Source organism: Paenibacillus sp. SC116, assembly GCF_024733555.1.
Lineage (GTDB): Bacteria > Bacillota > Bacilli > Paenibacillales > Paenibacillaceae > Paenibacillus_B.
This window is the reverse complement of the sequence record NZ_JANIOF010000001.1, coordinates 491,455-506,201: the sequence shown is the minus strand read 5'-3', so window position 1 is coordinate 506,201 and position 14,747 is coordinate 491,455. Positions and strand designations below refer to the sequence as shown.

At 41.3% G+C, this 14,747-nt stretch carries 12 protein-coding genes and 2 pseudogenes; 3 read left to right on the top strand and 11 right to left on the bottom strand.

Annotated elements, in window-relative coordinates:
* Positions 1-83: 83 nt before the first annotated feature.
* On the top strand, positions 84-644 hold the full coding sequence (locus NQ117_RS01995; RefSeq protein ID WP_258276348.1) for an NAD(P)H oxidoreductase: 561 nt from the start codon (positions 84-86) through the stop codon (positions 642-644).
* A gap of 44 nt (positions 645-688) precedes the next feature.
* On the opposite strand, the gene NQ117_RS01990 is transcribed toward NQ117_RS01995, so the two are convergent.
* The 6 genes and pseudogenes from NQ117_RS01990 to NQ117_RS01965 form a co-directional block, all read right to left on the bottom strand.
* The gene (locus tag NQ117_RS01990; protein ID WP_258276347.1) at positions 689-1,963 is read right to left on the bottom strand and encodes an alkyl/aryl-sulfatase; all 1,275 of its coding nucleotides are present in this window, start codon (positions 1,961-1,963) and stop codon (positions 689-691) included.
* 162 nt (positions 1,964-2,125) lie between these two features.
* Entirely contained in the window at positions 2,126-2,581 is a 456-nt protein-coding gene (locus NQ117_RS01985) for an MBL fold metallo-hydrolase (RefSeq protein ID WP_258276346.1), read from the bottom strand.
* Positions 2,582-3,312: 731 nt separating this feature from the next.
* A complete protein-coding gene (locus NQ117_RS01980; RefSeq protein WP_258278136.1) occupies positions 3,313-5,148 on the bottom strand; it encodes a M56 family metallopeptidase in 1,836 nt (611 codons plus the stop codon).
* Between the two features lie 17 nt (positions 5,149-5,165).
* Entirely contained in the window at positions 5,166-5,558 is a 393-nt protein-coding gene (locus tag NQ117_RS01975) for a BlaI/MecI/CopY family transcriptional regulator (RefSeq protein WP_258276345.1), read from the bottom strand.
* Between the two features lie 143 nt (positions 5,559-5,701).
* Complete coding sequence (locus NQ117_RS01970) at positions 5,702-6,436, bottom strand: hypothetical protein (RefSeq protein ID WP_258276344.1); 735 nt, start codon at positions 6,434-6,436, stop codon at positions 5,702-5,704.
* Between the two features lie 258 nt (positions 6,437-6,694).
* A pseudogene (locus tag NQ117_RS01965) lies at positions 6,695-6,933 on the bottom strand (DUF2935 domain-containing protein); the annotation flags it as partial.
* Between the two features lie 64 nt (positions 6,934-6,997).
* On the opposite strand from NQ117_RS01965, the gene NQ117_RS01960 reads away from it, so the two are divergent.
* Positions 6,998-7,552, top strand: coding sequence for an SMI1/KNR4 family protein (locus NQ117_RS01960; RefSeq protein ID WP_258276343.1), 555 nt, complete (start codon positions 6,998-7,000; stop codon positions 7,550-7,552).
* A 73-nt stretch (positions 7,553-7,625) separates the two neighbouring features.
* Complete coding sequence (locus NQ117_RS01955) at positions 7,626-9,011, top strand: SMI1/KNR4 family protein (RefSeq protein ID WP_258276342.1); 1,386 nt, start codon at positions 7,626-7,628, stop codon at positions 9,009-9,011.
* A gap of 141 nt (positions 9,012-9,152) precedes the next feature.
* Here NQ117_RS01955 and NQ117_RS01950 read toward each other — a convergent pair whose 3' ends face one another.
* From NQ117_RS01950 to aiiA, 5 genes and pseudogenes are all read right to left on the bottom strand, one after another.
* Positions 9,153-10,817, bottom strand: a complete 1,665-nt coding sequence (locus tag NQ117_RS01950; protein WP_258276341.1) for a DUF6138 family protein — start codon at positions 10,815-10,817, stop codon at positions 9,153-9,155.
* 199 nt (positions 10,818-11,016) lie between these two features.
* Positions 11,017-11,376 (bottom strand): hypothetical protein, encoded by a 360-nt coding sequence (locus tag NQ117_RS01945; RefSeq protein WP_258276340.1) that lies wholly within the window; start codon positions 11,374-11,376, stop codon positions 11,017-11,019.
* A gap of 130 nt (positions 11,377-11,506) precedes the next feature.
* On the bottom strand, positions 11,507-12,304 hold the full coding sequence (locus tag NQ117_RS01940; protein WP_258276339.1) for a hypothetical protein: 798 nt from the start codon (positions 12,302-12,304) through the stop codon (positions 11,507-11,509).
* Between the two features lie 38 nt (positions 12,305-12,342).
* Positions 12,343-13,137 (bottom strand): hypothetical protein, encoded by a 795-nt coding sequence (locus NQ117_RS01935; RefSeq protein WP_258276338.1) that lies wholly within the window; start codon positions 13,135-13,137, stop codon positions 12,343-12,345.
* A 747-nt stretch (positions 13,138-13,884) separates the two neighbouring features.
* A pseudogene (gene aiiA, locus NQ117_RS01930) lies at positions 13,885-14,642 on the bottom strand (quorum-quenching N-acyl homoserine lactonase AiiA).
* Positions 14,643-14,747: the final 105 nt, after the last annotated feature.

The following is a 14,747-nucleotide window of genomic DNA, read 5'->3' as shown; positions in this document are numbered from 1 at the left end:
CTGTAACCGGTCAATGAATGCCACTTCGTATGATCAATCATAAAATCCGCCGGGAATATGATGCAAAGGAAGGTCGTTAGCCTATGAAAGCTCTTGTTACCGTCACTCACCCCCGCAAAGATTCTCTCACATATGCTGTGATGGAGCGTTTTGTCGAAGGCATGAAGCAAAACAAGCACGAAGTCGATTTGCTGCACTTGGACCACGATGGCTTCGATCCTATTTATACCGTTGAAGATGAAAAAGATTGGATGAATCCTGACAAGATATTCTCTCCTCAGGTACAAAAGGAAATGGATCGGATTACGGATGCAGACACGCTTGTTTTTGTATTTCCGTTATGGCAATACAGCGTACCTTCGATGCTCAAAGCCTATTTGGATAAAATATGGAATGTAGGGATCTATGGAAAGATGGGAGAGAAAAAGGTTATTTGGATCTGTCTAACCGGTGGAGATCAAGCTCACATGGCGAAATATAAGCGTGAGGAAGTACTTACTCACTATCTTAATGTTTTGGTTTCTGGCTATGCTCGAGTGAAGGAATCTAGGGTTGAGCTGTTGTACGATACCCTTTCAGAATCCAAGCAGCATATTGAAAGTTTGCTGGAGCGTGCTAATCAGCTTGGGCGCGATTACGATTAATGTTATATAAAAAAGCCGCGAAATCCGCGGCTTCGTTTTTTTCATTAAGGAGTCACGATGTTGGACCAAATATCGAATGTATCCAGAAGGTCTAAAAACTCATTCAGTTTATTAGCATCACCAGATAACTCCAACTGGCCATCGCCTAGTGCTTGATCCGGTGAAAGTTGCCCACTGCCCATTTTATAAAACGCGGTTTTGTCGATAGATAAGACTACATTTGGTTTATCCTCCACTATACCTTCTTTATATGTCAACACACTATTTTCTAGATACACCGCATACGCTTGGTTCGTATCTGAAAAAGTTACACTCATCGTTATGTTTACTCCCTCTGCTTTAGGCCCATTTAACTTGACTGCCAACAGCTTGAAGAAGTCATCGACTGGTACATCGTCTAACATCTTAGATGTATTTTTTGTTCCTGCATTTACGCCATGTCTTAACTCATAAGAACCAGCGAGATATACGTTACGCCAAATTGCAGATTCTGCTTGGAATCCTAATTGTTCAAGGGCATCTGCCAATAATCTTTTAGCTTCCTCATCATTAGGATCAGACATTACTATATGTTTTAAGACTTGAGCAACCCAACGGTACTCCCCATTTTCATAATCCACTTTTGCTTGTTTCAGTACATTAGAAGCGCCACCCATATACTGCACATACTTATGGCCGGATTCCACCTGCGGCAATGAATCTAAATCTGATGGATTACCGCTATAGTAGCCCAAATAAAAATTGTATATCGCTTTGACATTATGTTTTAGCGTTCCATAATAGCCTCTATTGCCCCAATACTTATTCAGCTTGTCTGGGAGTTTTATGGTCTCCGCGATTTCATCCATCGTATATCCATGATTAGCTAGGCGTACAGTTTGATCATGCATATATTTGTACATATCACGCTGCATTTTCAAATGATGCAAAGCATTTTCCTTACCGAATGCAGGCCAAGCATGGATCATAAGTAAAGCCTCGACCTCTACTTTTCTGCAGAAATCAATGGTGCGATCTAATGCATTCACCCATGCTGAGGCATCTCGTGGTTTTGCACCTCGTAACGTATACAGTTGATGCATGGTTCTATTGGCATTTTCGGATGCAAACATAATGTTGTAATCGTGAACATAAAAGTGCATTTCAGAAGGGGCTTCTGTGTTTAATGCCAAAATAAATTCAAAGGTTAAACCATCGACCTCCATCTTAAGAAAATCCTCGTCAATTTCAATAGTAGGTTGTTTAAAACTTACAATGCCATCACCTAAATCAAGCCCAATCCCAACGTTTACTTGTCCTGCAGGATCAACGGGCAGCATAGCCCCACCCTGATATTGTGCACGACGGGTCATAATTGTACCTAACAGAACCTGTTCACTTATCGCTTCTTTTGTGAAATTTTCGGGGGCTATTATAGGAATATCTGAGTTATCGGCATACTGTACGACGCCATGAATCCCGCCATAATGATCGATATGACTTTAGCTAATAATTATGGCGCTTACCGGTTTATTCGGTCTATGCTTATAATACAATTCCATTACTGCTTTTGCCGATTCTATGGTTGATTGCGTATCACAAACAACGACTCCCGTTTTTCCTTCGATTAAAATTGTGGTGGCCAATCCTTGTCCTCGAACTTGGTATACGCCATCTACAACTTTAAATAGACCTGTAATTGCCTGTAATTGTCCATTTCTCCACAGACTTGGATTCACCGTTTCGGGTGCAGAAGCTTGGTCTAGAAATTTAATTTTATCCAAATTCCAAGCAACCTCACCTTTATCATTCAAAGACTTCGTTTCTAAAGGTGCAATAAACCCTTTTTGAGCATCTTCAAAATCTTGCTTATCTTTAAAATTCAAGTAGTTATATATTTGTTCGTGTACCTTCCTTGTATAAGAAGTAGCCGTATTAGGTTGAGCTTCATCAGGCATTGGTTAATACCTCCACATATGTGTCTGTTATTTAAGTATTCGGCCATAGAATATCGCTTACACTACCGTATCGAGTTGTGCCTTTTATTGCTGTTATGATGCTACTCCAGCACAATCTCGACTGTACCTCGTTTGTTTCACCTGACATTTAAAATATGTAACCTTCTATTTTCATTGCTATTGTCCCCGTTTTTCTAACGTTTATATTCATTAATATCCACGCCTGATCATAAATGAAATTCGCCCATCGTTTTGCTGTAACGGTTGCCACATCGGCTATTTCGCTTGAATTTACTTATTTTAAAATCTAACGGCTGTCAGAGAGCTTATTTGCCTGATTTAGCGATGTTATTCACCATATTTGCTAAAATAAGCTCTCTCATGACCGTTAGAGTTTTACAATGGACGATTTCGCGAAAATAAAGTCAATGATAACCGTTAGCGGAAGTGCCCTGTTTCAATAACGGCGTCACGTAAACTGGCTTACAGCGTATCGCATCGCAATGCAATGCTTTATCGCAAACCAAGTGCTTTTCAGTAATCCAAGTACCGTGTATCGAGCCAACTGCCAACGATAGAGCCCATAATTTTCGCGAGTCTCATCAGATTGCCATAACGTTAGCATCATTGAGCATAGGAATTCGCAAAATAAACAAAAGAACCCATGCAATCCTATTACCGCTTTGGACTGCATGGGCCTATCGTGCCATATTTATGGCATACTCACTATATTATTTTTTAACCGCTTCTTTCAAAATTTCGATCTTGTCTTTCTTAGACATGTCAAATGTAGCTGACACACTATATTCGTGCTTATCATCATGCAAGAACATATATTTTGGATAAATATGCGCTGGGAGATCATCCTCAAAGAATCCCTTTTTCTTAACATCATCTGGTCCAAAAGTATATTTAGAAAGCGCGATTGTTTCTTTTCCATTCGTATACTCAAGACGTATCGCTGCCGCCTCTTTCCAATCTATTTTTTTCACATAGATAGGTTTCCCGCTCTTTTTTCCTTCGGCTCTTACTTCCTCAACGAACTTTCCTTCTGTTGGTCCTTCAATTCTAGCTTTGGAGAACGTAAATCCCTTTGGCAGATTGGATGGCTGCTGCAAGATGGCCCCTTCCAAAGTAGAAGCTTTTTTCAAGTAGTCTTCATAACTTGTGAAATGCTCGATTCCTCCCCAATAGCTCAGATCGAGTCCGCTATTCATGCCCTTGTATTTATGATACAAAATAAACATGCCGCCTGTTTCTTTGTGCAATTGCTTCACTCTATTTTCTTCATTTTCAATAAATTTCAGATCTTCTGCGGGTATAGATTTGGCTGCCTCAGCGTATTTTCTATGAGCTTCCTCTACTCCTTTTTTATAACTCACTTGCTCTTCCGCAGAATCTACTCCCTCTGGGTATACCATTTCTAATTGAGATGCACTTCCTGTATTGCTTTCCTTAGCATTAACCAAGGATACACTGCCAAGTGCAAGAAGCATCGACAATCCTAGAATAGAAAGTTTATATGATTTTTTATGGAAATGTTTGATCATGATAAGTCTCCTTTTCATTTGTTTATGAGTGGCAGACAGAGCAGCAAGCCCTGGCTGCTGATGATATCCTGAAAAATGCTCCAATACATGAAGAATCGTTTGCCCGTATGCGTAGTTTTGCTTCGGACTGAGCCTATCCAGCGCACATGCATCACACGCTATCTCCTGATGCTGCCTAGCTTTATGTACAGCAAGCCATAATAATGGATTAAACCAATGGAGAATCAAAAGGATATGCATAATCCAATTTACTGCCACATCCCAGCGCTTAATGTGAGCAAACTCATGCACCAGAATATAGCGAAGCTGATCCTTTTGCAGCGTAACTAGTAGACTTGGTGAAATAACGATTGCAGGGTTTCGTAAACCAACCACTGCTGGTCCGGATATTTGTTCTGTTGCGACAAAGCAAACATTTCGTTTTATACCTAGTAACTGCTTCGTCTCTTGAAATACTGAAGACAAATAAGGCGTATCAATTGCTCGGCCTGCACGCAGCGCTCGTTTTAATCGAAGCTGATCAACTACTGTTTTTACAGTTAAGAACAAAACACCTACAAGCCATACCAGCATGAGCATATTCGTGAAGCCCATTTGCTTAAACACGCTCCACCACGAATGATCTCGTTGCTCAGATCCTGATAAATGAGGCTGGTTCGATACATTCATTTTTTCCGCAGCGAAAGATCCATTAAGAACAGATGCTTCATTCATATCCGCTGCTTCCGTCCGCCATTTATGCCAAGCGGCTGAATCTTGAACCCGCTCATGAATGCCTGGCGCTATGCTGTCCAGTGGAAACATATTATATAGACTAAGCGAAGATTCAGGTGCCCATGGGAGCAGCAGACGGATCACTACAGGCATCCAGAGTAAATAGTGCCATCTAGCTTCCAATTTGTTGTTCAGTAGAAATTGTAGAATGAGAACAAATACAACTAAAATGCTCGCCATGAAGGATGCCTGAATGACCCACTCGAAAACAGACAATACACTTGCATATAAGGAAGGACTCATCACGTATCTCTCTCTTCTTATTGTTTGTCACTGCCGTTATCGTCAAATAAAGATTTTAAAGCCTCGATTTCTTTGGCATTCAGCTTTTCATCCTCTAAAAAATGGGCCAGCATAGGCCTCCATGACCCGCCATATAGCCTCTTGACAAAAGATTTAGTTTCCGATCGCAAGTATTCCTGCTCATTAATAATTGGATAAAATAGCTGGAGACGTTTCGCACTATCATCAAGCTTCATACCTGCAGCTTCCTTCTGCACTAATCGGTTGAGGAGCGTGCGGGTCGTATTTGGGCTCCAATCCTTGCGATCTGCCATTAACTTTACGATTTCGCTGGAAGGGCGCTCTGGATTTGTCCATAAGATACGCATAATTTCTAATTCAGCATCTGTAATAGATGGGATGTGTTGCATGCATGTAACCTCCACAGTACATTTTCTCGAACTACACATAGACTACGTATGTAGTTATAAATAGATACTACATTTGTAGTTTTTTTATGTCAACTTATGTAGTAGAGAAGCTTTTTGGCTTCATGCACCAGAATTAGAATCTCTTATTTTTTAATCGCTTTTTTCAAGATCTCAATCTTTTGCTTTTTTGGCATGTCAAATGTCGTGGAAATACTGTAACCGAATTTACCATCTTGCCAGTACACGTATTTAGGATAAATATGAGTAGGCAGCTCATCCTCGTAATACCCTTTTTTCTTAGTAGAATCTGCGTCTAACGCAAACTTGGAAAAAGCAATCGTTTCTTTCCCATTCGTGTACGTAAGCCGCATGGCTGCTGCCTCTTTCCAATCTATCTTTTTGATATAAAGAGGTTTTCCACTTTTCTTGCCTTCTGTTCTCACTTCAGCTACGAACTTACCTTCAGTCGGGCCTTCAATTTTAGCTTCGGAAAATGTATAACCCTTTGGTAAGTTTGAAGGCTGCTGCAAACGAGAACCTTTCAAAGTAGTAACTTTTTTCAAATATTCCTCGTAACTTTTAAAATGATCGATTCCGCCCCAGTAGCTTATATCCATTCCGTTATTCAATTCCTTGTATTTATGATACAAGATATACATATCACCGGACTTTTCGCTTAACTCCTTCACTCTCTTCATTTCTTTTTCGATAAACTTTTTGTCCTCTTCAGATATTGCTTTGGTCGATTTGGCTGCATTTTTAGAAGCCTTTACTTGCATTGCCTTATTAGCTGATACCCCTGCTGTAAAGTACGCACAGGAACCTAGCAATAAGACACCGCTTAGTGCTGCAATTGCTGCTTTTGACGCTGCTTTCATGTTGAATTTCTCCTTTCTTTCTCCTCATAAAATTTAAACTACAACTGTAGTTCCAAGCTAATACTACAACTGTAGTTTCTGAATGTCAACAAGTTTTGTGGAGAAAATTTACTTCTTTTTTGTAATTTCGTATTATATTCTTTGAATAATTCAGCCAAATGGTACAGCTATAGTCTGCTTTTTTTGGAATCGAGTTGTTGTGTTAAAAACAAAAAAACCGCGTATTTACGGGGTTCCACTCTGCATCGTATGCATATTTTAAATCTTCTCTTCGATTCTTGGTTGAGCGGGATTGCATTTCGGATCAGGAACCAATCCTAATTGGGCCAGTTTCATTAAATAATAGCATTCTTCCCTCAGCATATGATCCGGCATGAGCGGTGAGATGCGGTCCAGCACTTCAGCTGAAAGTTCTAAATCTTCCATCTGCGGAATGCCGGGAAGTCTCGAAGCTTCGTCCTCATGTACCCCGCCATCTCGATGCTTTTCAAATTATACGAACTACATTAATCTTATATTAAACGCAATCATTTAGTAGATAACTTTAGGAGGAACAGCAGCATGAATTGGGAATCCATTTTCAAAGAATGTTATCAAAAGCTGCCCGGATTAAAGGAACGAGAATTGGAGTTTTTTATCAATCATTGGCATCAGCCTCTTTCCCAACAAGAAATCGAGGAGATTTCAGGAAGGCAGCGCAACCCCTTCCCTAAGTCGGACCCACTATATAAGTTGTACCAGCCGTTTGATCCGGCAAAATGGATCATTCCAAACAAGCGATTGCCCGCTGCTTATCTCGACTTCCTTCGTTATTCAGATGGTGGTGAATTTGGTAATGGAGAACGGCACTTTCAATTTTTTAGCGCGGATGAGTTAAGAGCGATGATGCTTGCCTATGAATTCCCCCAGTATATGCCTGGAGCCGTACCATTCGCAATGGACGGCTGCGGTCATCATTATGCATGGGACATGAGAATTGACAGGGAAGACGATGAATACCCTATCCTCGTAACTCACTCAGGAAATTTAGGTTACGAGGATGCTGCACAAATTGCCGAAACCTTTATGGAACTATGTCTAGGAACCATTTCGGTAGAAGATTTTCTCTATGGCTAGCATATGAATTTGCATAAAGTATGTTCAAGCAAAGGTACACAAATTTTAAACCATTATCATGTTGGAGGCTGCAATGGACCAAACACTTACAGATCAATTGGATCAATGGCATGAGGAAGATGAACATCAATATATTGTGGACACACTGTTAGCCGTTCCTAAGGAGGAACGGGACTATGAAGCGACCAGCCGACTGGCCAGAGCGTATAATAATTTAGGACTTTATGAAGAAGCACTTGACCAGTTTGAAAAAATTGCGGATGCGGGTCAAAATGATCCTCTATGGCACTATCGGGTAGGTTTTGCCCTTTATTATTTGAAAAAATATGAAAATGCGGCTCATGCGTTACGTACCGCTGATGAATTAGAGCCCGGTAATCCTAATACCGAATACTTGTTAAGGTTTAGCTTGCAAAAAGCCGAAAAGCAGCAAAAAGAAGAACAGCGAATCGCTGCCAAAAGGAAAGCATTAATGGAATCGCGCGGATCGGAAGCAAACTATGTTCCTTTTTCGAATATGTCACTCGATGATTTTTGGGATGATAGCGATTATGCAAGAGAATCTTATCTATCCGAGCCGCCCACAGATGAAATGATCGCCTCAATTGAGGAAGAGCTGGGCTACAAGCTCCCCTCCTCTTACATTGCGCTGATGAAGCAGCAAAATGGAGGAATTCCGAAGAATACTACCTTTCCAACAGAGGAGCCCACTTCTTGGGCTGAGGATCATATCGCTATTACGGGGATCATGGGCATCGGCCGTGAAAAAAGCTATTCGCTTGGCGGGGAATTTGGCAGCCCGTTTATGATTGAAGAATGGGGATATCCCAACATTGGCGTAGTTATTTGCGATTGTCCTTCAGCTGGCCATGATGTCGTCATGCTGGATTACCGCGCCTGTGGTAGAGATGGTGAACCCGAAGTGATCCATGTTGATCAGGAGAGCGATTATGAAATTACGTTCCTTGCTGATAATTTCGAAGCGTTTATTAAAGGCCTTGTGAACGAGGAGGAATATGATACTTCTGAAGAGGACAAAGAAGCGGATTTGTACAGAGTATCCAACGGGAAATTTTCTCCCTTGCTGGAGGAGCTTTGTACGAAAGTAACGGAAGTGGATCATATCGATCAGAAGATTCGTCGCATCTGCACACAGATTGTCGAAGAAAAAGGCCATTTTTCTTTCCATGCGGATGAATTATCGTATTTGATGTATGATATTCAGTTTTGGTTATACACGAAGTCATACCCAGATACCGATCGAGAACAATACTTGGCTGTTTATGAAAAAATGATTGCCTTCGGCGGAGAATTCGGTCAAGGTGGCTATGCACCAGGATGGATTACCGAATGGCTTGATCGACGTGAGCAAGAAGGTCAAATCATACAAGAAAATGGACGACTTCGGTTTACGGAGCAGTTCAGCGAAGAACTGATAAATCAGCTGCGCAAAGCCTAGCAACCCGTTCAACAACAAAAATTGAACCAAATGATATATGATCGAAAAGAGCCCACATTCGATGCGGGCTCTTCTTCGTGTTAGCTTCATTTTTTATGAGTTCAATAAACATTGAAATTTATTTTAGAAGGGTTAACTAACTTAACTTGTAAGCCCTAATAGCTCCTCTAAACTTTCTTTTAGAGGCCAATCTGCTTTTTTAGCTGCTGCGGTCAGTTTTTTCACACTTCCGAAAGTCCGACACACAACGAGCTCGCGTTCATAAAGCTCTTTGCCTTTCAGTGCCTGGACAAGTGCATTGGAAAGCTCTGGACGATCGAGGATGAGATTTTTGACCTGTCTTCCTTCGTCATTGCCTCCTAGTAAAATGGAGACGATCACTGGTATATGCTCTACCTTTACGCCATGTGCCTCAATAAATGCCTGCGCATAACTATCCTGCACCATTTGGTGCTCCGTATCCACTAGCTCCATGTAACGGCTTATTAGACGGAAATAGGATTCGCTGTACAGTCCGAGGCCGAATACGGCATAGGTGCCCGGCATGACTGATTTCTCTCCTGGTTCCACATCGTTGTACCATGCGAACTCCTCCATCGCCGTATCCGCATATTCCGCAAGCTTAGGGAATAAGTTCGGGTAGCTGAGCGCATTCGCAAAAAACTGATGCAGTTTGGACTTCGCCAACTTTTTCAACGGAAGAAAATGCTTTTGACTGCTTTTTAACTTTAGATTGTAGCCTTTCGGAAAATCCTGTCGCAAAAGTTGGATCATATAATCGAGCGCTTCCCCATAAGCCGTCTCTTCTTCAGAAAGAATGCGGATTTCGATCGTCTGCATGACGTCATTGTTTTTGGCTTCTATCTGTTTTCCCTGATAGGTACTCTCAAATTTCCCGCTGCCTATTTTTAAATAGTCCGCTGCTTGCTTGGAACCTAATAGGACCGCAAGCTCCAGGTACTTCTGCCGATTATCTGGATCGGTGAAGCCGATCTGCAGGGCTGCATAAAGAAAGAAATCCAATTCTCCTACATCCACAGGAGGATGATCGCCCTCTTCCTTCACGACCCAATTGGATCCGTAATCTTCAGAACGACTAAAATACTGCGGTAAAAAATGCTGCTCAGACCACTGGATGAAGGCTCTTGTATATTGACTGGTCCAATCATTTTTACGATCTTGATTCGTCTTAAGCTTGTCAGATAAACGACGAATCAGAGGCTCAATTTCTTCGACTTTCTGCTGAAAGTTATCTGGATTAACCAGATGATAGGCAAAGAAGAACAGATCTTTTTCTTTTGGCAGCACAGGCGGATCAGGCAAAATCTTAGTTTCTATAAATTGCTCCAATGATTTTCGAAGTTGAATCAACTTAGACTCATGTAACAAATTCTTTTTAAGGGTGATTTTCGACTGCTCCCACTCGAACTCAAACACGACTTCAAACTTGTAATCAAAGAAACGAGGTCCCAAATCTTCTGATAGAAATAACTGCTCTATACGTCCGCACAAAGCAGGAAAAAACTGTTCACTCAAAATCTCATCGGTTAACTCCGTAATATAGGAGCCCGCTTCGAATTTATACGAGTTGTCACTCCAAGAGAATGGTTCATAGACATCGATATGAATCTTCCCATTAGCCCATGCAAACTTCCCCTTACGCCATGCAATCTGAAGGTAGTCCATGATTCCCGCTTGCAGACTGCTTTGGTCTTTTAATTCATTGATCCTTTTGCTTTCTTTTGCGTAAATGGACGTAATTTCCTGCCATACATCATTCAAAAATGCTTCTACAAACTGATTCAATGTATTCTCCTCCATCTAAAAGGTGTTCCTAGCCTATGCGCTGTCTGCGATTCTACTTTCCACATGCTATGTAATGTAGAGCCATCCACTACGTGCTAGATATTAATCCAAGATCTTTTTCAATCTTAGGGCGTGTTCTTTCCAATGCATCCCCTCCGCCGTTTCTTTGATCTACACATGAAGTTCAAATGAAACAGGATCATGTTGGAAACTTTCCTTGTAGATAGGACTGCCATAGGTTTTGAATAAATGGAATATCGACCTTGTTATCAAACGCTTTGGAAATAAGGCCAAAATCGTCCGACGTATACCCTGCCAGCTCTGGATTTTGCGTTATCCGAAACGTTTGCTTGAACGCAAACTCCCTAATATCTCGAATCAACTCATTTTCATCGGGAACGAGTTGATTTAATTCTTCATAGCTAGAGCGCCATGCCCTATCAAATTCAGCATCATCCCTGGCGTCTAGTTCTGCGTCCCAGTCCACTTCTTTATGAAAAACCTTTTCAAAGAAACCGTCTCTATGGATAATTGAAAAAATCTCAATCGTTGTAATCAAAAGAAGCCCACCTCTTTACCAATTTTTTAAAACCCTTGAATTAATCTAGTCAAAATTCAAAATCAATTCCACGGCTAGAACAAAGTGCAGCTATTTTAAATAGAAAACGTCATTTTGCAGTAGATTAAGACTACAAATATTCCCCAAAGTAGTGTTTTAGCGTATCAGCACAATATCCATCCTCGCCTCTCCAAGTTGCCATCGACATAAAGTCGGTTCCACGTCCGCGCTCCTTACGGTAATCATTCTGGGACTGCAGTAAACCGGTGTATCCCCATATTTCCATCACGCAGTCTCGTTCATGCTGGTTGCTAGGAAAAATATCTTTCCAGCGCTTTTCCAGCTGTCGGGCCGCATCCTTTTCCGCGCATGCCTCTATTGCTTGAATCATTTGCTTAAGGATATCAACATCCTCGCTTCTAACCTCATACTCCTCTTCCTTGCTGAGAAGCTCCAAGTCCATCATGCAATAGATCAGCCAGTTCAAGCGGACTCCGCCCCATTTGATTCGCTCAAAGTTAAGTACATTCAGATTCTCATTATCATATTGTTCATTCGCCATCAGCTTACTGTCATTACAATCACCGCAAGCACAGTAGCTTATTTGTTCTGCCTGTCGTTCTGCGAAGGTATGTATAGGTAAATGATGCGTCAATGCATAGCTGGATAAGGCGCTGCGCAAATAGACCTTGCGCGTGGACAAACTGTGCAGAAAGGCACGTACCACTTTTTCTTTGGTGACCTTTTGCTCATGCAGTTCCATTAATTTAAGGACACATTCATCGTGTGACAGGGTTATTGGGTCAAACATTAGCCCTTTGCTTTTCGCATATTGGAAATCTTCATTTGCACAGGAGTAACCGCCCGCTCTCCATCCGCCAGAGCTCCAAAACGTATTTATTAATATTTTCTTTGCTTTAGCATCCATTCAAGTTCGACTCCCATTCATTCAAATGTATTGCAATCTTATCTGTACAATTTTTTCGTGAGCTGAGCTTTCCAAGCCACCAGTAATCCAGCTTCTCCGCAAACTTGATTGATTTGTTCGAGCTGTTCCATTTCCACTTCCCATAGCCAAAGGTCGTTACCGATATCCGTAAGCCGGCCACGCTGTTCGTTATCTGTAATCCATTCTTTTAGAGTGACTCCGTTGAATTCAATTTTCAAATGTCGAATGTTAATTACATTTAAGGGATAGATCATTCGAAGCATTTCCCCAGTGTATCGGCCTTTGCCATCATAGCGGCCTGGTGTTTCTTTATTGAAGGCATAACGATCTTCATATAGAAACATTGCGACTCCATTATTGCCCGCCGCATAAGAATAGGCCTTTGTCATATGATTGACGGAGTAAACAATCCCATATGACAACCTGGGGTATTGCTGAGTTAGGTTTGTAAGCCATGCTTTAATTGGAAGGTACACCTCTTCAAGCGGCAACTCACAAAGGGCGGTCAAATGCGGAAAGCTTCCATATTCACTCGTTTGCCTGTTAAAAGCAGCATACCAAGGTACCGACCCTTTACGGGAATGATAGAGAAAAAAAGAATCGCAGTCGCCTGTAGCTACCTTCTCTCTTAACTGCTTTGGAGAGATTTCGAACAAATCATGATCTCTTTCGTGATCTCCATGCTCTAGATGCTCAAAATAACTTCCTCCATTTACACCTACACCGATCACCTCAAAAAAGGATAATCCGATGTCAAAAGCATCGGCTGGCGCAATCTCCTCCGTACCATAAATCGCAATGCCTGTACACACAATAACCACCTCCGTCATCTATTAACCTAATTCAAACTCCTTTGTAATAATTTCGCCCTATAAACCTATAAAATAAAAATCAGGAGAATGGAGCCCCTATATTCCGTTACTAGATATAGTAGAAGGAGGGAGTCCCCTAGCCTGATTATTTCTCCAATTTCCATTCTCTATTTTTTGTAATTTAATGAAGAGAGTTTCACCGTTGAGTACTAGCCCAATCACCCTAACATAAAAAACGAGTGAAGCTTGAAAAGGACGTTTAGCAGGTTCAGGAGCTGCCCTCCCCTCCCCGCAGTGGTCGCTTAACGGTCGTCATAGAGGCTATTCAGCCTATATTTACTTATTTTGAATGTAACGGGTGTCTTAGAGCTTATTTGCCAATTGGAGCAGTCTTATTCACCGTCCAAGCTAAAATAAGCGCTCCTACGCCCGTTAAACTTCCACAATGGACGATTTCGCAAAAATAACGTCAATGGCGACCGTTTGAGGGAGCCCCCCCATATTGATCATTCCAGAGCGCTGACTTCTTCCCTTCCTTTTAATGATACACTTGCAAAGCGATGATGCGACAGGGACGAATTTCACAAAAAAGAAGGAGAATTGCACGCTTTCATCTATGTTCATGTAAACAATTTATAAAAATACATGTTGAACGATGAGAATAGCAGCATTATATACAAATAGCCGACCCTTTTTGCAGGATCGGCTAACCACCATGATAAGCAAAACCAGAAATGATTTTCTAAATTAATAGAATTGCGGGTATACCTCCTGTGCCTTCCCTTGCTCAATATCATGCCCAAAGAAAATTATGCTCGGTTGAATCTCTTCCATTTCCTGTTTAACGCGTTCAATAGACTGGGCAGCTTGTGTGCTATCAAATGTGAAAAATGGAACCCCATCCTCGTAATTATTTCGTGTATATGCCATATCAACAGTTAATAGAATTGATCCCGTTTTCTCTGTGGTCACAAGTACAGATTGATGGCCGGGGGAATGGCCAGGCGTAGACAAAAGCTTTATTCCTGGAAAAGGCTCAACATCCCCTTCTACAATTTTGTAGTTCAAGTTTGGCAGCATACATTCAGGAGGAGCATACGAAGCATTCCCCTGATTAACAAGGTCCCATTCCTTTTGTTGAATATAAATCGGGGTATTCGGAAAATAAGGATTACCACCAGCATGATCCATATGAAGATGGGAATTAATCACGGCGATAATATCGCTAGGTACGTATCCTGCTTTTTTAACATGGAGTCAATATGATCATCGGGCTCCATTAGCGGAATTATTTTTCCTTCGTATGGTGTGCCTTTAAAATAATCAGGGTTGTTAATAAAGGATTCAGGCATACCGGTATCAAGAAGAATCGGCCCATCCTTGGTTTCAAAAAGATATGACCAAATTTGGATAGTGACCATTTTTCCTGGTGCTGTATTTTGATTGAATGCAGTACTATCCATGGAAAGTTTGCCTGCTGGAAGCCAATACAGTTTTTCAATCATGACTAATCACCTCAATTAAAATTGGTTGTGCAGGTACACCCTTATTCTCCATCTCGTTTCTTTTCTTTTGTTATTCATAAAGTTATAGAGTCACCAAGACGAAGC